This window comes from Lysobacter sp. HA18 (genome assembly GCF_054057595.1).
In genome coordinates this window covers 2,170,417-2,188,766 of sequence record NZ_JBSRZL010000001.1, presented here as the reverse complement: position 1 = coordinate 2,188,766, position 18,350 = coordinate 2,170,417, and the positions used below count along the sequence as shown (strand labels likewise).

The 18,350-nt window shown below is 66.1% G+C and carries 14 protein-coding genes; 6 read left to right on the top strand and 8 right to left on the bottom strand.

Annotation, left to right across the window (positions count from 1 at the left end):
• Window positions 1–52 precede the first annotated feature (52 nt).
• From ACVWWW_RS10830 to pyrH, 6 genes are all read right to left on the bottom strand, one after another.
• Entirely contained in the window at window positions 53–1,237 is a 1,185-nt protein-coding gene (locus ACVWWW_RS10830) for a 1-deoxy-D-xylulose-5-phosphate reductoisomerase (protein ID WP_036142131.1), read from the bottom strand.
• Window positions 1,237–2,073, bottom strand: a complete 837-nt coding sequence (locus tag ACVWWW_RS10825; RefSeq protein ID WP_027083541.1) for a phosphatidate cytidylyltransferase — start codon at window positions 2,071–2,073, stop codon at window positions 1,237–1,239. Before ACVWWW_RS10825 ends, ACVWWW_RS10830 begins: the two co-directional genes overlap by 1 nt.
• A complete protein-coding gene (gene uppS / locus ACVWWW_RS10820; RefSeq protein WP_081672173.1) occupies window positions 2,070–2,831 on the bottom strand; it encodes a polyprenyl diphosphate synthase in 762 nt (253 codons plus the stop codon). Before uppS ends, ACVWWW_RS10825 begins: the two co-directional genes overlap by 4 nt.
• A 58-nt stretch (window positions 2,832–2,889) precedes the next feature.
• On the bottom strand, window positions 2,890–3,447 hold the full coding sequence (frr, locus tag ACVWWW_RS10815; protein WP_027083543.1) for a ribosome recycling factor: 558 nt from the start codon (window positions 3,445–3,447) through the stop codon (window positions 2,890–2,892).
• 70 nt (window positions 3,448–3,517) lie between these two features.
• Window positions 3,518–4,453, bottom strand: a complete 936-nt coding sequence (locus tag ACVWWW_RS10810; RefSeq protein ID WP_027083544.1) for a cation diffusion facilitator family transporter — start codon at window positions 4,451–4,453, stop codon at window positions 3,518–3,520.
• 2 nt (window positions 4,454–4,455) lie between these two features.
• Window positions 4,456–5,175, bottom strand: a complete 720-nt coding sequence (gene pyrH, locus ACVWWW_RS10805) for a UMP kinase (protein WP_027083545.1) — start codon at window positions 5,173–5,175, stop codon at window positions 4,456–4,458.
• 247 nt (window positions 5,176–5,422) lie between these two features.
• Here pyrH and ACVWWW_RS10800 point away from each other — a divergent pair, with 247 nt between their 5' ends.
• The 3 genes from ACVWWW_RS10800 to ACVWWW_RS10790 all read left to right on the top strand — a co-directional run bounded on the left by ACVWWW_RS10800 (window position 5,423) and on the right by ACVWWW_RS10790 (window position 11,690).
• A complete protein-coding gene (locus ACVWWW_RS10800) occupies window positions 5,423–8,494 on the top strand; it encodes a TonB-dependent receptor (protein ID WP_027083546.1) in 3,072 nt (1,023 codons plus the stop codon).
• Between the two features lie 89 nt (window positions 8,495–8,583).
• Window positions 8,584–10,122 (top strand): tetratricopeptide repeat-containing sulfotransferase family protein, encoded by a 1,539-nt coding sequence (locus ACVWWW_RS10795; RefSeq protein ID WP_051235314.1) that lies wholly within the window; start codon window positions 8,584–8,586, stop codon window positions 10,120–10,122.
• On the top strand, window positions 10,119–11,690 hold the full coding sequence (locus ACVWWW_RS10790) for a tetratricopeptide repeat-containing sulfotransferase family protein (protein WP_051235316.1): 1,572 nt from the start codon (window positions 10,119–10,121) through the stop codon (window positions 11,688–11,690). The genes ACVWWW_RS10795 and ACVWWW_RS10790 overlap by 4 nt, the downstream gene beginning before the upstream one ends.
• 75 nt (window positions 11,691–11,765) lie before the next feature.
• Here the strand turns inward: ACVWWW_RS10790 and tsf are convergent, their stop codons facing one another.
• Window positions 11,766–12,635 (bottom strand): translation elongation factor Ts, encoded by an 870-nt coding sequence (tsf, locus tag ACVWWW_RS10785; RefSeq protein WP_027083547.1) that lies wholly within the window; start codon window positions 12,633–12,635, stop codon window positions 11,766–11,768.
• Window positions 12,636–12,764: 129 nt separating this feature from the next.
• The gene (gene rpsB / locus ACVWWW_RS10780) at window positions 12,765–13,628 is read right to left on the bottom strand and encodes a 30S ribosomal protein S2 (protein WP_027083548.1); all 864 of its coding nucleotides are present in this window, start codon (window positions 13,626–13,628) and stop codon (window positions 12,765–12,767) included.
• A 388-nt stretch (window positions 13,629–14,016) separates the two neighbouring features.
• Here rpsB and map point away from each other — a divergent pair, with 388 nt between their 5' ends.
• Genes map through dapD form a run of 3 tightly spaced genes read left to right on the top strand, consistent with a single transcriptional unit; the run spans window position 14,017 to window position 18,349 of the window.
• Window positions 14,017–14,793 carry a type I methionyl aminopeptidase gene (map, locus tag ACVWWW_RS10775; RefSeq protein WP_027083549.1) on the top strand — a complete coding sequence of 259 codons (777 nt, stop codon included), beginning with the start codon at window positions 14,017–14,019 and terminating at the stop codon, window positions 14,791–14,793.
• Window positions 14,790–17,450: a [protein-PII] uridylyltransferase gene (glnD, locus tag ACVWWW_RS10770; RefSeq protein WP_027083550.1), complete on the top strand. Its 2,661-nt coding sequence runs from the start codon at window positions 14,790–14,792 to the stop codon at window positions 17,448–17,450. The genes map and glnD overlap by 4 nt, the downstream gene beginning before the upstream one ends.
• A complete protein-coding gene (gene dapD / locus ACVWWW_RS10765) occupies window positions 17,426–18,349 on the top strand; it encodes a 2,3,4,5-tetrahydropyridine-2,6-dicarboxylate N-succinyltransferase (RefSeq protein ID WP_456998750.1) in 924 nt (307 codons plus the stop codon). The genes glnD and dapD overlap by 25 nt, the downstream gene beginning before the upstream one ends.
• The last annotated feature ends 1 nt before the right edge of the window (window position 18,350 follow it).

Genomic DNA, 18,350 nt, shown 5'->3' with positions numbered 1-18,350 from the left:
GCGATGGTCGCCGAGTCGGAGGCGCGTTCGATGAACGGCAGTCGTCGTGCGGTCATCGGTTGTGGTCGAGCCGTTCTGCGACGTGCGCGCGTGCGCGACGGTCGGCGTCGCGCAGAGCGGCGAGGTCGTCGGCCGGTGTGGTTCCGTGCGCATCGAGTGCCGACGCAACCAGTGCGGCGATGTCGAGGAAGGCAATGCGACCGGCGAGGAACGCGCCGACCGCCGCCTCATTGGCGGCGTTGAGCACGCCCGGCGCCGCACCGCCTGCGCGCAGTGCGCGGTAGGCGAGGGCGAGGCAGGGGAATGCGTCGAAATCGGGCGCTTCGAAGTCGAGGCGGCCGCCCTGCGCGAGCAGGTCCAGCCCGCCGACACCGGATTCGAGCCGCTCCGGCCAGCCGAGACCGACCGCGAGCGCGGTGCGCATGTCGGGCAGCCCGAGCTGCGCGAGCGTGGAGCCGTCGACGAACTCGACCAGCGAATGCACGAGGCTTTGCGGATGCACGAGCACGTCAATCGCATCCGGCGACACGCCGAACAGATGGTGCGCCTCGATCACTTCGAGGCCCTTGTTCATCAGCGTCGCGGAGTCGACCGAAATCTTCGGGCCCATCGACCAGCGCGGATGCGCGATCGCTTCCTCTCGGGTGACGTCCTGCAGGGATTCGCGCGAGCGCCCGCGAAATGGGCCGCCCGATGCGGTGAGTACGAGACGACGCAGGCCGCGCGTGTCGCGTGCGGCGTTGCCGTCGCGCGCAGGCAGGCACTGGAAGATCGCATTGTGTTCGCTGTCGACCGGCACGATCTGCGCACCGGATTCGCGTGCGGCGCGCATGACCAGTGCGCCGGCGAGTACGAGCGATTCCTTGTTCGCCAGCGCGATGCGTTTGCCTGCGCGCACTGCGGCGAGCGTCGAATCGAGGCCGGCCGCGCCGACGATCGCAGCGACGACCGTGTCGCAGGCATCGCTCGCAGCGAGCTCGTCGATCGCCTGCATGCCCGCGTGCGCTTGCGTCGGCACGCCCGCGTCGGCGAGCTTCGTGCGCAACTCGCCGAACAGATCGGGATCGGCGATGACCGCGTGGTCAGGACGATGCTGGTGACACAGCGCAACCAGCGCATCGACATTGCGACCCGCGGCCAGCACGTTCGCGGCGAGTCGATCGGGATGTCGTGCGATGACGTCGAGGGCGGAAGCGCCGATCGATCCTGTTGCGCCGAGGACGGCGATGCGGCGCATCACAGTGCCAGCAGCGCCTTGCCGAGCGCGAACACCGGAAGCGCAGCGAGCACGGCATCGATGCGATCGAGCGCACCGCCATGGCCGGGAATCAATGTGCCGGAATCCTTCTTGCCCGCGTGACGCTTGAGCAGGCTTTCGAACAGGTCACCGATCACCGATACCAGCACCGACGCTGCGGCAACGACCGCGACCTTCCACAAATCCTGCGTGGACGCACCGGCAACGAGCGAAAACGCCATCGCGGTGATCGTGCCGACGACTACGCCGCCCGCGAGGCCTTCGACCGTCTTGTTAGGGCTGATGCGCGGCGCGAGCTTGTGTCGGCCGAGCTTGCGACCCGCGAAGTAGGCGCCGGTGTCGGCGGCCCAGATCGTCGCGAGTGCGGTAAGCAGCCAGCGATCACCGTGCAGGCCATCCGCGTGCAGCCATGTCAGTGCGCACCACGCAGGCACGACCGCGAGCGTGCCGGCAGCGAGCTTCAACGCGCGCGCCCACGACTCGTGATTGCTGCCGAAGTCGTATCGGCCCAGCCACAACAGCGCGAAGGCCCACCAGACGATGCCGATCATCGTTGCCAACTGATACAGCACGAGCGTGCCGCCTTCGCGCGAGTGCGACGCCCACACGATCGCGACCATCAGGCCGAGATTCGCGATCAGCAGAACCCATTTGGCGAGCGAATCCTCGACGTCGGCGAGGTCGAACCATTCCCACAGGCCGGCAAGGAACACGATGGCGGCGGCGACCATCATCCATGGCGTCTTGAGCAGCAGGATCGCCGCGATCGCGACGGGGGTCATCACCAGGGCTGCAATAACGCGGGTACGGGTCATTCGGACGTCTCGGGATTGCCGCCGACCTGTGCTCCGGTCAGGCCGAATCGGCGTTCACGGCGCGCGTAGTCGTCCAGCGCAGCCTGAAGTGTCGCCGCATCGACGTCGGGCCACAACAAATCGGTGAACCACAGTTCGGTGTAGGCCAGCTGCCAGAGCAGGAAATTGCTGATGCGCAGCTCGCCGCCCGTGCGGATGAACAGGTCGGGCGCGGGCAGGTCGGCGAGCACCATGCGCGAGCCGAGCATGGCTTCGTCGATGGCCGATGGATCGAGACGACCCGCGGCGACATCCTCCGCAAGCGAGCGCGCCGCGTTCGCGATGTCCCAACGACCGCCATAGCTGACGGCGATCACAAGATCGAGCGTCCGATTGCCGACCGTGCGCGATTCGGCCTGCGCCATGCGCGAGCGGATGGAGTCGTTAAAGCGCGAACGATCGCCGATGAACCGAACGCGCACGCCGCGTCGATCGAGTTCGTCGACCTCGCGTTCGAGCGCGCCGGTGAACAGCTTCATCAGCCCACCGACTTCGTCCTGCGGGCGGTCCCAGTTCTCGCTTGAGAACGCGAACAGCGTCAGCACTTCGACGCCGCGGTCGAGGCAGAAGTCGATGCACAGATTCACGGCGCGCGCGCCGGCGCGATGACCGATCAGGCGCGGACGCCGGCGCTTCTGCGCCCAGCGGCCGTTGCCGTCCATGATGATCGCGATGTGGCGCGGGACGCGGTTCGCGCCAACGGATACGGAAGAGGTCACGTCGGTTCGTCGGATGAAGGTGCGGGCCGCTCGTGCATCCGCTGAGGCGCCGTGGCGGTCAGACCGCCATCAGCTCCTGTTCCTTCGCCTTCACGACGTCGTCGACGTTCTTGATCGCCTCGTCGGTGATCTTCTGGATGTCGGCTTCGCCGCGCGTCGCTTCGTCCTCGGTGATCTTCTTGTCCTTCAGGAGTTCCTTCACCTGATGGTTCGCATCGCGACGGATGTTGCGGATCGCGACCTTCGCGTCTTCGCCACCCGAATGGACCACCTTCGCGAGGTCGCGACGGCGCTCTTCGGTGAGCGGCGGCAGGTTGAGGCGGATCGCCATGCCGGCGGTGTTCGGCGTCAGGCCGAGGTCGGAGCCGAGAATGGCTTTCTCGACCGCGCTCACCATCGGCTTTTCCCACGGCGTGATCGTCAGCGAGCGTGCATCGCTCACCGCGACGCTGGCGACCTGCGACAGCGGGACTTCCGAGCCGTAGTAGTTGACCTTGATGTGGTCGACGATCGACGTGGTGGCACGGCCGGTGCGGATCTTGACGAGGTCGTGGCGGAACGCTTCGACGCTCTTGGCCATGCGCGCCTTGGTGTCGTTCTTGATCTCGTTGAGCATCGCGGGCTCCGTGTCAGGTCTTCGGTCGGCCGCGGATTATAGGGCAGGCGCGCCGACGGCCGCTTCGGGGTCAGTGGTGCGGCGCGCGGTCATGCAGGTCGTGCTCGCAGCCCGCGCCGTGCTCGACCTGCAGCGTCGGATGGTTGATGCCGAAGCGGTGATCGAGGTCGTGGGTGACGCGGTCGAGGAACGCGTCGTGGTCGTCCAGCTGCGGACGGACCAGGTGCGCGGTCATCGCGATTTCGCCAGCGCCGATCGGCCAGATATGCACGTGGTGTACGGCAGCGACGCCGTCGAGCCCGGCAAGGAACGACTCGACCTCGCCGTGATCGATGCTGCGCGGCACCGCGTCCATCGCCGCATTGAAGCTCTCGCGCAGCAGACCGAACGCGCTGATACCGACGACGACGCTGACCAGCACTGCCGTCGCGGGGTCAAGCCACTCCCAGCCCAGCGTCGTCATGCCCAGACCGGCGAGGACGGCGGCGAGCGACACGCCGGCGTCGGCCATCAAATGCACGAAGGCGGCGCGACGGTTGAGGTCGTGATCCTTGCCGCGATGCATCATCGCGGCCGCCGCCAGGTTCACCACGATGCCGATCGCGGCCACCACCATGACCGGCAGGCCGGGGATCTGCGGTGGCGCGCTGAACCGCTGTATCGACTCACCGATCAGCGCGCCCGCGAAGGCGACCAGCAGCAGTGCGTTCGCAAGGGGCGACAGCAGCGTCGCGCGACGCCACCCGTAGGTATGGCGTGTCGTCGGCGCCCGTCGCGCCAACGCGGCCGCGGCCCAGGCGAGCGCCAGGCCTGCGACGTCGCCGAGGTTGTGCAGCGCGTCGGAAAGAAGCGCGAGCGAATTGGTCGAGAAGCCGAACCACGCTTCGACGCCGGTGTAGGCGAGGTTGAGCAGCGTCGCGACCGCGAACGCGCGCGTCGCGTGGACGGGAACGGCGTGATGCGAATGCCCGTGCGAGTGCCCGTGATGGGCGTGACTGCCTCCCACGGTCAGGCCGAGCGGACGAGCGTGCCGATCTGCTCGCCGCGCAGGATGCGCAGCAGCTGGCCGGGCTGTTCCATGTCGAACACGCGGATCGGCAGCGAGGCGTCCCGACAGAGCGCGAAAGCGGCCGTGTCCATGACCTGGATGTCGCGGGCCAGCACGTCCTCGTAGGTCAGCGAGTCGAAGCGCGTCGCGTCCGGGAATTTCTTGGGGTCGCGGTCGTAAATGCCGTCGACCTTGGTCGCCTTCAGCAGCACGTCCGCACCGATTTCGATGGCCCGCAGCGCGGCGCCGGAGTCGGTCGTGAAGAAGGGGTTGCCCGTGCCCGCGGCGCAGATCACCAGACGGCCCTTTTCGAGGTGACGCACGGCCCGGCGACGGATGTAGTCCTCGCAGACCTGGTTGATCTTCAGCGCGCTCATGACCCGGCAGCGCGCGCCGAGCTTCTCGAGCGCGTCCTGCATCGCGAGGGCATTAATGATCGTTGCCAGCATGCCCATGTGGTCGCCGGTCACCCGATCCATCCCGGCGGCAGCGAGGCCCGCGCCCCGGAAGATGTTGCCGCCGCCGATCACCAGCGCGACCTCCGCGCCCGCCTGCTGCGCCTCGATGACCTCCTGCGCCAGCCGCGAACTGACCTTCGGATCGATCCCGTAGTCCTCGCTCCCCATCAGCGCCTCACCGGACAGTTTGAGGAGGACGCGGCGGTAGGCGAGGTCGGTCATTGGGTGTTTTCCGTGCGGGGCGACGGGAATTGTAAGGGCTAACGGTTTTCTTACGCGCCGTGGTGCGATGCACAAAAAAAACGGCGAGTCGGCAAGTGCAGCCTGTTGGACAAATGTGAAGTTCATCACAAAACGATGTAAATGTTCCCTTAACGGTTGACCCCGCTGGGTGGCGAAAGTCATGGTCGCCGTGATCGCCGTCCGGCGGGATACCAAGGGGACGTTTTCCGTGTCAAAGAGAATTCAGATGAACCGCGCGCTCCGTCGCAGCGCGCTGACCGTGGCCCTCGGCATGTGCTTCGTCGGACCCGTGATGGCCCAGCAGGCCGCCGGTTCGGTGTTCGGCAACGCCGCCGCTGGCTCTACCGTCGTAATCGACAATGCGTCCACCGGCTTCCACCGTGAAGTCACGGTTGGCGCTGATGGAACGTACCGCCTGACTTCCCTCCAGCCCGGTACGTATCACGTCCAGATTCGTGGGGCGAACGGCGCCGCAACCTCTCGCGATGTCGTCGTGAACGCGGGCGTAGGCACCTCGGTGGGCACGACTGCCGCCAACGCGGGCGACGCCGGCTCGCCGACGCTTGGCACCGTGAGCGTCGTCGGCGCACGTGCGGTCAACCCGATCGACGTGTCGTCGACGGAGTCCGTCACGATCCTGACTGCTGAACAGATCGCTGCGATTCCGGTTCCGCGCGACACCACCAGCGTCGCGCTGCTGGCGCCGGGCACCGTCCGCGGTGACGCGGTGTTCGGCAACCTGGCGTCCTTCGGCGGTTCGTCGGTCGCGGAAAACCAGTACTTCGTCAACGGCTTCAACATCACCAACTCGTTCCGCAGCCTCAACTTCTCGTCGGTGCCGTTCGAGGCGATCGCCGAGCAGCAGGTCAAGACCGGCGGTTACGGTGCTGAATTCGGCCGCTCGCTCGGTGGCGTGGTCAGCCAGACGACGAAGCGCGGTACGAACGACTTCCACGCCGGCGGCAACGTCTTCTGGTCGCCCGTCGAACTGCGCGCGGACCGTCGCGACGTGTATTACCGCAATGGCGCGTTCCGCGAAGACAACTCGCACGACACCGCCGGCGGCTACGTTGGCTCGCTGTGGGCGAGCGGCGCGCTGGTCAAGGACCGCCTGTTCGCTTACGGCCTGGTGCAGTACAACAGCCAGGATTTCGACACCTTCGGCAGCATCACGTCGTCGACCAATACGACGCAGCACAGCACGCAGCCGTCCTACCTGGTCAAGCTCGACTGGAACATCAACGACTCGAACCTCCTCGAGTTCACGACGTTCTCCGACAAGCGCAACATCGCGACTGACGTCTATCGCAACGCGCTGGGCGTGACTGCGCGCGGTAGCCTCATCGGTACGGACTTCTCCGAACAGGGCGGCGATAACTACGTTCTCCGCTATACGGGCTATTTCACCGACAACTTCACCTTGTCGGCCCTGTACGGACACGGCGAGTTCTCGCGTAGCGAGCATCTGCGCACGGCGAACGGTCTGGACGTTGTGTACAACGGCAACATCAACCAGCCGGCCACGGGCTGTCCGGTCATCACCGACGCCCGCACTGCGGCTCGTCGTGCGGTAACGGGGACGTATACGAGCACTTGCAACATCACTGGCACGTCGATCGATCGCGTCGATTCCGGTGACAAGCGTGATCAGTTCCGCGTCGACGGCGACTGGACGCTCGGTGACCATCAGATCGGTTTCGGCATCGACATCGACGACTACACGTCCATTGCCGGTCAGTCGATCGAAGGCGGCCGCATCTGGCGTTACTCGACGTTGGCGACGGGTCAGGACATCGTGCGCGAGCAGGTTACGACCCAGGGCTCGACGGTCGAAGTGAAGCAGCGCGCGCTCTATGTCGAAGATAACTGGCACATCACCGACAACTTCATGGCGTACTTTGGTGGGCGCTGGGACACGTTCGAAAACCGCAACGGGTTCGGCGAGACCTACGTCAAGGTCAGCAACCAGTTCGGTCCGCGCCTCGGCTTCTCGTGGGACGTCAACGGCGATTCGACGTTCAAGGTCTACGGCAACGCAGGCCGCTACGCGCTTCCGCTGACCCCGAGCGTCGCCGTTCGTGGTGCAAGCGCGTCGCTGTTCACGCGTCAGCAGTTCACGTTCACGGGTGTCGATCCGGTCACGGGCGCCCCGATCGGGCTGACGCCGCGCGCTGGTACCGCCGGCCAGCTGAGCTACATCAATGGTGAGTTCGGTGCGCCGAAGAACCCGGCCACGATCGCTTCGAACAACCTCGAGCCGATGTACCAGGACGAATACATCCTGGGCTTCCAGAAAGCTGTGTCGTCGCACATGAACGTTGGTGCGCGCGGCATCTACCGCAACTTGAAGACGGCGATCGACGACAACTGCGACTACGCGGCGATCCTCGATACCGCTGGATTCACGCAGCAGGCCAACGGCAGCTGGACCCGCGGCGGGCGTACGGCAGAGCTTCCGGGCGGTGGCTTCCCGTACTGCCGCATGTTCAACCCGGGTGCCGACGCGACGTTCCTGACCGACTTCTTTGGTGACGGTACGCTCGAGAGCACCACCGTGCCCGGCGATGTGCTGTCCCCGAAGGCCCGCCGTACGTACAAGGCGCTGGAACTCTTCACCGACCTCACGTACCAGCACTTCTTCCTGCAGGCCTCGTATACGTGGGCGGAGAGCCGCGGCAACACCGAGGGCGGCGTCAAGTCCGACATCGGCCAGGCCGACACCAGCGTGACGCAGGACTTCGACTACAAGGTGCTGACCGTGGACACGTTCGGCTATCTGCCGAACGATCGCCGCCACACGTTGAAGGTGTTCGGCAACTACGAGTTCAACGACGAGTGGTCGATGGGCGCGAACCTGATCGTGCAGTCGGGTCGCCCGCTCAACTGTTTCGGTACGCTTGATCTCAACCCGGCCGAGCCGGTGTTGAACCCTGCGAACGGCAATGTCGTCACGCAGAACTTCACACCGCATCCGTACGGCTCGTCGTTCATGCGTTGCGCGACCTCCGAGCGCTACGGCGGCGTGCAGGACAGCACCGTCATCCGCTCGCCGCGTGGTACCTCAGGCCGTCTGCCCTGGACCAACAGCATCGACCTGAATCTTGCTTGGCGCCCAGCGTTCGTGAAGGGCCTGCAGGTCAAGATGGACGTGTTCAACGTCCTGAACTCGCAGAAGGTCACCAGCGTCAGCGAAGTGCAGCAGGACGCGAGCACCGGTCAGGTTCTCGATACTTACCTGCTCCCGACCTCGTTCCAGGCCCCGCGTAGCGTGCGCTTCATGGTCCAGTACGACTTCTAAGCTCTCGATTCTCTCGATCCGCAACATTTGGCGGCCGCTACCAGCGGCCGCTTTTTTTTTCGCGGTACGATCGGCGTCGGGGAGGGAAAATGCACGCCGATCGTCAGTGGAAACGTATCAACGGGTACCTCGCAGCCGGAAACGTCGACGCTGCGCGCGTCGCCGTTCTCTCGCTCGTTTCGACTGCGCCGCACACGGTGGCGGCGTGGCGCGCGCTATGTGACATCGAGATTCACCGCGGTCGTTATCGACTTGCGCGCGCTGCGGCGCTTGAGGCGGCGAATGCAACGGTTGCAAGCGGCGATCGTCGGCAACTCGGCTACGTAACCCTCGGGCTGCTGAGCTTCGATGAGATCCACCGCGTCCGAAGCCTGATCAGCGAGTCGGATTGGAACTCCGACGACATAGCGCGCCAAGCGCCGGTGCTCGCGCAACATCTTTCCCTTGCCGGCGCCGACGCGGACGTCCTGCGGTTCTGCGACGCGGTTCGGCCGAAGCTCGCGCCGGATGCACGCCTCGAATACATCGCTGCTCTTGCGGCTCGCAATCTCGGGGAAGCCGACCGCGCGACGGCCTACTTCGAGCGCGCGATCTGGATCGATCCGGCCTTCGCGCCGGCGCACTGGTCGCTGGCGTTTCATCATCCGGTCGGCGAGGGCCATCTCGCTCGGGTTCGCGCGGCGCTGGACCGCGCGCTGCCGTCTTCAGCCGACGCGATCGACCTTCACTACGCTCTGTATCGCGAGTGCGAACGGGCAGGGCGCGAGGAGGACGCGTGGCGATGGCTGGCCGCCGGCATGCGGAAGAAGTCGAAGTCGCTCGACCTGCGGCCATGGTCGGCGGACGCGTTACTGGTCAAGCCGGTTGACGCACCGACTGGCGACGCGACCCGGCCACCCATCGTATTCATCGTCGGCATGCCACGAACAGGCACCACGGTCCTCGAGCGGATTCTGGGCAACCACAGCCGCGTGCGGTCGGCCGGTGAACTCAATGCATTTCACGCCGCGCTGTGCGAAAGCCACGACACGTTCCTAACCGCACCGAGCACCACGCGCATGCCGCCGCCCGATGCGAACCCGATCGCGACGGGCGACTATTACCGACGATCGATCGCGCCATTCGCGGATGGCGGCCGCGTCGTCGTTGACAAGAACCCCGCCAACTTCCTGTACGCAGCCGCGATCGCGCGCGCACTCCCTGAGGCACGCATCCTCTGCCTGCGGCGCTCGCCAATGGACGCGTGTTTTTCGAACCTGCGAGAGCTGTTCGACGGCGATGCATACGGTTACAGCTACGACATCGCCACGGTCGCATCGCAGTACGCGTGGTTCGACACCATGCGCAGCAGCTTCGAGGCGGCACTGCCGGGACGTTTCATGACGGTTTCCTACGAGGCGCTCGTCGCCGACCCTGCCGAACATGCGGAGCGAGTGTTGTCGTTCTGCGGCCTCGGCTACGAAGAGGGCTGCGAACGCATCGAGAACAACACGACGCCCGTCGCGACGGCGAGCAGTTCGCAGGTGCGCGAGGGCATCCACGCCCGCGGTGTCGGAGCATGGACGCGCTATCGCGAGTCGCTGGAGCCGCTGCAACTAGCGCTCGCGGAACGTGGCGTAGCCGTATGACCGTGTCACCGGCGAACCGCGCGGCGCTCCGTCGTCATGCGGAAACGTGCGCCGAGGCGCGCGACTGGACGGGCGCGATCGACGCGTTTGAGCGCCTGCGCGCGTTGAATCCGAACGACGCCGACGTGCTGCTGCAGTTGTCGTACATGCACTCGTTGGCGGGGCACTATCGACAGGCGCGATCGTTCGCCATCGACGCGAATGCGTTGAAGCCCGCGCGGCCGGAAATCGTGAAGGAACTCGTCGCGCGGCTGCGCACGTTCAACGAGGGCGCGGCGTTACTCGAATGCGCGCAGCGGATGAGGCCGCTGGACCGCGTGCCGATTCCGGTGCTTCTGGCGATCGCTGCACAGCTCAGCTATCTCAATCTCGCCGAGCGGGCGATGCCGTTCCTCGACGAAGCACGCCGCGCGGATCCCGACTATCCGCCGACCTTGTTGTCCCGTGCGCAGGTGCTGATCTATCTCGGCCGTTTCGCTGAGGCTGCGACGGATCTGGACCGTTGCGAGCGTCGCGCGCCAGGCGTGCCTCAGCTCTACTGGCTTCGCTGCACGCTGAAGGGCGGCCAGAACGACGAACGTCTAGCGCCGAAGATCGTCCAGGCACTGGAACGCCCGGGGCTGAGCGCTGAAGACCAGGCGACCCTCGGCTTCGCGTTGCACGCGGAGCTCGACCGCGTCGGCGACTACGACCGCGCATGGCAGGCGCTGGAGTTCGCCTGTCGTGCGAAGCGTTCGACACTCGCGTACCGCCCGTCGGACACGGAAGCTCTCGTGTCGTCGCTCATGCAGGTAAACGCGCGGGGCGGCGACTCGACGTTATCGGCGTCGGAAACCGGTCGCAGTCCTGTGTTTATCACCGGCATGCACCGCTCGGGCACGACGTTGCTCGAGCAATTGCTCGCGGGTCACCCGAATGTGCACGGTGTCGGCGAACTCTACGATTTCACCGGCGCGATGCGATACGCGACGGATTACCACTGTCGCGGCGTCATCGACGCGACGCTGGTCGAACGCGCACGTGGCATCGACCTTGCCCCGGTCGGTGTGCACTATCTCGAACGCATGGAATGGCGCTTGGGATCGGAGCGCTGGTTCACCGACAAGCTGCCGTCGAACTTCCTCAACATCGGCTACATCGCGAAGGCGCTGCCGCAGGCCAAAATCCTGCACATGGTGCGCGACCCGGTCGAAACCTGCTTCTCGAACCTGCGCGAGCTGTTTTCCGACGCGAATCCGTATTCGTACGACCTCGAAGAACTTGCGCACTTCCACGGCGAGTACCGGCGCCTGATGGCGCATTGGCACCGCGCGTTTCCGGGGCGCATCCTCGACGTCGACTACGGGCGGCTCACGCGAGAGCCTGAGGCGGTGATGCGCGAGGTCGCGGAGTTCTGCGGTCTGAATTTCGATCCGTCGATCGTCGATACGCGTTCGTCAAAACGAGGCGTCGCAACGGCGAGCGCCGTGCAGGTGCGCGAGGGCATCCAGGTGCGCGACGTACCGAAATGGGCGCCGTACGAACGACAGCTGCAACCACTGATGCGCGCACTGCAGTCGCAGGACTGATCAGACCGCCAACACCCAAAAGAAAAAGGCCGCGATCGCTCGCGGCCTTTTCGTTACTGCAATGACAAGCGGCGCTTACGCCAGGCCCGCCTGCTTCATCACCTCAGCCGCGAAATCGTCGGTCTGCTTCTCGATGCCTTCGCCGACGGCGAGGCGGACGAAGTTGACGACTTCCGCGCCGGCGGCCTTCACGGCCTGCTCGACGGTCTGGTTCGTGTCGAGCACGTAGGCCTGACCGGTTAGGCAGATCTCGTTGATGGTCTTGTTGACCTTGCCGGAGATCATCTTCTCGAGGATTTCCTGCGGCTTGCCGGTGTCCTTGACCTGCGCGAGGGCGATTTCCTTCTCCTTCGCGACGAACTCGGCCGGGACGTGCGCCGGCGAGATGTACGGCGGGTTCATCGCGGCGACGTGCATCGCGATGCCACGTGCCAGCTCGGCGTTGCCGCCCTTGAGCTCGACGATCACGCCGATGCGACCACCGTGGACGTACGCGGCGAGCGTGTTGTCGCTGTCGATGCGAGCCATGCGGCGGACCTGCACGTTCTCGCCGACCTTCGAAATGACGGCGGCGCGCGCTTCCTCGACGGTCTCGCCGGACGGCAGCCTGGCAGCCTTCAGGGCATCGACGTCGTTAGCGGCAAGGGCGGCCTGGCCGACGGCGTCAACGAACGTCAGGAAGTTCGCGTCCTTGGCGACAAAGTCCGTCTCGGAGTTCACTTCGACCAGCAGCGCGGTCTTGGCCGTCTGCGCGGCGACGATCTTGCCTTCCGCGGCGACGCGGCTGGCCTTCTTGTCGGCCTTGGCGAGACCGGTCTTGCGCAGCCAGTCGGCCGCCGCTTCGATGTCGCCGTTGTTCTCGGTAAGTGCCTTCTTGCACTCCATCATGCCGGCGCCGGTGCGCTCGCGCAGTTCCTTGACCAGGGAAGCAGTGATCTCTGCCATGGACGTAACCTCATTCTTATGGGGAAGGTGCCCCGCAATGCGGGACGACGCGCAGGCGCCGACGGCGGCTGTCACGTAAAACTCGAAACCGCGGCGGCCACGTCGCGCGTGGCCGCCGGGTAGAACGCCTTACTCGGCGGTCGGCGCTGCTGCGGCAGCCGGTGCGGCGGCGTCTGCAGCGGCCGGGGCATCGGCCTTGCGCGGAGCGGACTTCTTGGCCGGAGCGCGGCGCGGGCCCTTACGGTCCTCGGCGCCTTCGGCACCTTCGGCGCCAGCGAAGTCTTCCTCGCGGACCGCAGCGGCCTGCGGCGCGGCAGCCTTGCCTTCCAGCACGGCTTCGGCGGCGGCGCGGGCGTACAGCTGCACGGCGCGGATGGCGTCGTCGTTGCCCGGGATCGCGTAGTCGACAAGCTCCGGGTCGTAGTTGGTGTCGACGACCGCGATGACCGGGATGCCGAGCTTCTTGGCTTCCTTGATCGCGATGTCTTCATGGCCGATGTCGATCACGAAGATCGCGTCGGGCAGGCGGTTCATTTCCTTGATGCCGCCGAGCGACGCGTCGAGCTTCTCGCGCTCACGGCGCAGCTGCAGGACTTCGTGCTTGACGAGCTTCTGGAACGTGCCGTCGGTTTCCGCGGCCTCGAGGTCCTTCAGGCGCTGTACCGACTGCTTGACCGTACGGAAGTTGGTCAGCGTACCGCCCAGCCAACGCTGGTTCATGTACGGCATGCCGCAGAGCTCGGCCGCTTCCTTGATCGACTCGCGCGCGGAGCGCTTGGTGCCGAGGAACAGGACCATGCCGCGACGCTGCGCGACGCCCGAAAGGAAGTTCATCGCGTCGTTGAAGAGCGGAACCGTCTTCTCGAGATTGATGATGTGGATCTTGCCGCGGGCGCCGAAGATGTAGGGGCCCATCTTCGGGTTCCAGTAACGCGTCTGGTGGCCGAAATGGACGCCGGCTTCCAGCATCTGGCGCATGGTGATCTGGGGCATTGCAGTAACTCCAGGCAGTGGAACCCGGCCGACGAAATAAGCGGCCACCCGGCGATGCGGGCGATGGATTCCGGGGTTGGGCCTCCCTGTCGCTTCCGTGTCCGAACCTCGTTCGAGGCACCCCGGCACGGGCGATGGCGACAGGTGTGTATTCGCCCGGGATCCGCGATTGGCGGGGCCCTGCGCCCGGCGTGGGCGGTTCGCGATGGGCTGCGAAGCCGGAAATTGTAACGGGGACGTGGACTTGGAGCAACCGACGGGATCCCGAGACCCCGCGTCAGGGCTTGGAAACCGCCAGCCGATTGGCCCCCACCGAGAAAGCAGGCGTGCACTGCTTCATTCCGTGCGCCCGGCACGAGGCCTTCGCGTGGCGCGGCATAATGGCGGGATGCCGATCACCATCAAAACCCCCGAAGACATCGAGAAGATGCGCGTCGCCGGACGCCTCGCCGCCGAGGTGCTGCAGGTCGTCGCGCCGCATGTGAAACCCGGGGTGACCACCGAGGAGCTCGACCGCATCTGCCACGACCACATCGTGAAGGTGCAGGGCGCGATTCCGGCCAACGTCGGCTACAAGGGATTCCCGAAGACGGTCTGCACGTCGGTCAACAACGTGATCTGCCACGGCATTCCGAGCGTCGGCAAGGTCCTGAAGGACGGCGACATCGTCAATATCGATGTCACCGTCATCAAGGACGGGTTCCACGGCGACACGAGCCGCATGTACTACGCCGGCACGCCGTCGGTGATGGCGAAGCGGCTGGTCGATGTCACGCGCGAGGCGATGTTCCGCGGCATCCGCGTCGTGAAGCCGGGCGCGACGCTCGGCGACATCGGCAACGCGATCCAGACCTACGCCGAGGCCGAGCGCTTCAGCGTAGTGCGCGAGTACTGCGGCCACGGCATCGGCCGGATCTATCACGAAGATCCGCAGGTGCTGCACTACGGCCAGCCGGGACAGGGCCTCGTGCTGAAGCCGGGCATGACCTTCACTATCGAGCCGATGATCAACGAAGGCACGCGCCACACGAAGGTGCTGCCGGACGGCTGGACCGTGGTGACCAAGGATCGCAAGCTGTCAGCGCAGTGGGAGCACACCGTGCTGGTCACCGACGACGGCGTCGAGATCCTTACGCGCGTTCCGGGCGACGACAACGACCTATGAGCGATGCCGCGGCCCTCGACGCCGCGTGGCCCGTCACCGATGAGGCGCCGGACGCCGCGTGGATCGCGGCGGCGCGCATGCGTCTTGCCGAACTCGCGACGTCGCTCGCGTCTTCCTTCGATGCAGGCGGTGCGAATGTCGACGTCAGGCCGCTGATCGCGAAACGCGCTGCGGGCGTCGATGCAATCGTTGTATCCGCATGGCATCGCGCGGTCGGTGTGCACAGCGGCGACGGTGACGCGATTCCGGCGCTGCTCGCTGTAGGCGGTTACGGGCGCGGCGAGTTGTATCCGCAGTCGGACGTCGATCTGCTGGTGATGCTCGGAGAGCAGGCCCAGTCGACATATGCCGCGTCCATCGCGCACTTCGTTACGTTGCTGTGGGATGCGGGTTTGCCGGTTGGCCATGCCGTGCGTTCGTCGGCGCAATGCACCAGCGCCGCGGCTGAAGACATCACCATCCTCACGTCGATGCTGGAAGCGCGCATGCTTGCGGCGGGCGGCGCCGTCGTCGCGCGATTGCAGGACGCGGCCGATCCCTCGCGCACGTGGCCGCCTGCCGCGTTCTTCGATGCGAAGCGTCGTGAGCTGCGCGATCGGCACGCGCGCTTCGGCGACACCGCCGACAACCTCGAACCCAACCTCAAGGAGGGACCCGGCGGCCTTCGCGACCTTCAGACCTTACGTTGGATGTCACTGCGTCTGCTGCACACCGGCGACTTCTCGTCGCTGACCACGCTCGGTCAGCTCGGCGCCGACGAGCACGCCACGCTCGAGCGACAGCATGATGTCCTCGCGCGGCTGCGGTTCGGCCTGCATCTCGTCGCGGCCCGTCGCGAGGAGCGCCTTCGCTTCGATCATCAGAAGGCGCTGGCGACGCGGCTCGGCTTCGTCGACGCGCCCGGCGCACTCGCGGTCGAGCAGATGATGCAGATGTTCTATCGCAGTGCCGGCCTAGTGCAGCGCATCGGCGAACGCCTGCTGCAGCGGTTCGAGGAACAACTGGAAGGCGAGGGGGCGGTCGAACCGATCGACGATGCGTTCGAGTTGCGACGCGGCTATCTGGCCGCGACCGCGCCGTCGTGGCCGTCGAACGTGGACGACGTGTTCGCATTGTTCGCCGCATGGGCGTCGCGACCGGAAGGCGAAGATGGGATTCGAGGCCTTCACTCGCACACGGCGCGTGCTCTCGCCGAGTTCCTCGACGACATTCCGGCCTTCGATCGCGCCCCGACGACCGCGCGCGCAGCGTTCATGGCGCTACTTCGCGGCCCGCAGCCGGTGCGAACGCTTACGAGAATGGCGCGGCTTGGCGTGCTCGGCCGCTGGATCCCGGCGTTCGCGAACGTTTCGGGTCGCATGCAGTTCGACCTGTTCCATGTGTATACGGTCGACCAACACACACTCGCCGTGTTGGCGAACATCGCAGCGTTCGTTCGCGGAGACGACGAACGCTTCACGCTCGCGCACGAGGTACATCCGCGCCTGCGCAAGCCCGAACTGCTGCTGCTCGCGGCGCTGTTTCACGACATCGCGAAAGGTCGCGGCGGCGATCACTCCGAACTCGGCGCCGTTGACGCGCGCGCATTCGGCGCTGCAATGGAGCTGCCCGCAGGCGACATTGCGACGATCGAATGGTTGGTTGCGCAACACCTTCTGATGTCGGTGACCGCGCAGAAGCAGGACATCGCGGATCCGGACGTCATTCATCGCTTCGCGCAGAAAGTCGGCGATCGCGAACGGCTCGATCTGCTCTATCTGCTGACCTGCGCCGACATCGCGGGCACCTCGCCGAAGCTGTGGAACGCGTGGAAGGACCGGCTGCTCGCCGACCTGTACACAGCGACACGACTTGCACTGCGCCGCGGCCTCGAGAACCCGCTGGCAGACGACCAGCGCGCACGCGAAACACGCGCTGCGGCCGCGGATCTCCTGCGCGCGGACGCCCTCGACGATCCCGCGATCGACGCGACCTTCGCGCACATGCCCGATGTCGGCTTCCAGCGCGCGCGGCCCGACCAGGTCGCGTGGCAGGCACGAACGCTTCTCGCGCTCGGTGCACGGGAGACGGCCGTGGCGGTGCGGCCGCTCGGCGATGCCGGCGCTCTCGAAGTGTTCGTGCATTCCCCGGATCGCGACGGACTGTTCGCCGCGATCGTAATCACGCTCGATCGTTTGGGACTCGCAATCGCGCAAGCACGCGTGCTCGACGGCCCCGAAGCGCGCGTCTTCGACAGCTTCGAGGTGCTGCCGTCCGACGCGCGCACGCAGCCGACGCCTGAAGACGTCGCTCGTCGGCTCGAACACGTGCTTGCCGGCCCGCTTGATGAGCTGCGCCCCGCGCGGCGCACGCAGCCGCGACACCTCAAACACTTCCGCATCGCGCCGCAGGTCGGCTTCGACCGGCTCGACGCGCGCACGGTGATGAGCCTCGTCTGCACCGACCGCCCCGGCCTGCTGGCGGATGTCGCGCTGGTGCTGCGCGAGCAGGGCATGCGTGTGCACGATGCGCGCGTCGCCACATTCGGCGAGCGGGCCGAAGACGTTTTCCAGATCACGCGTGCGGCGCCCGATGGCACCGACGCACCCCTTGATGAAGCCCACCAGCAGGCGTTGCGCGAAGTGCTGCTCGCCTGCCTCGACGGAGATTGCCCATGAGCCCGACGGCCAAGAAAACCGCCGCCCGCAAGACCACGCGCCGCAAGGCCGCGCCGAAGGGCCCGGGTCGTGATGAGCTGAAGTTCATGATCGACAGTGCGTGGGAACGCCGCACGATGCTGACCGTCGACGAGATCGACGGCTCGACGCGTCCCACGGTCAACCTGGTCATGGATCGAATCGAGTCCGGCGAATTCCGTGTGGCCGAACCGGACGGCAAGGGCGGCTGGACGGTCAACGAATGGCTGAAGAAGGCTGTGCTGCTCTACTTCCGCACGCAGGATATGGAAGTCATCGAGTCGCAGCCCGCGCCGTTCTGGGACAAGGTGCCGGCGCGCTTCAAGGACTTCGGCGAGAACCAGTTCCGCAAGCTCGGCGTGCGCGTCGTGCCCGGTGCGATCGCGCGTCGTGGCTGCCACATCGGCAAGGACGTCGTGCTGATGCCGAGCTTCGTCAACATCGGTGCCTACGTCGGCGAAGGCACGATGGTCGATACGTGGGCGACGGTCGGTTCGTGCGCGCAGATCGGCAAGCACTGCCATCTGTCCGGTGGCGCAGGCATCGGTGGCGTGCTCGAGCCGCTGCAGGCGACGCCGACCATCATCGAAGACCACTGCTTCATCGGGGCGCGTTCCGAAGTCGTCGAGGGCGTGATCGTTGGCCACCACTCGGTGATCGGCATGGGCGTGTTCCTCGGCCAGAGCACGCGTATCTACAACCGCGCGACGGGCGAGGTCAGCTACGGCTACGTGCCGCCGGGGAGCGTCGTCGTCTCGGGGCAGTTGCCTTCCGCCGATGGCTCGCATTCCCTTTACTGCGCGGTGATCGTCAAGCAGGTCGACGAGAAGACGCGCGGCAAGACGTCCATCAACGACCTGCTGCGCGGGCTGGCCGACTGAC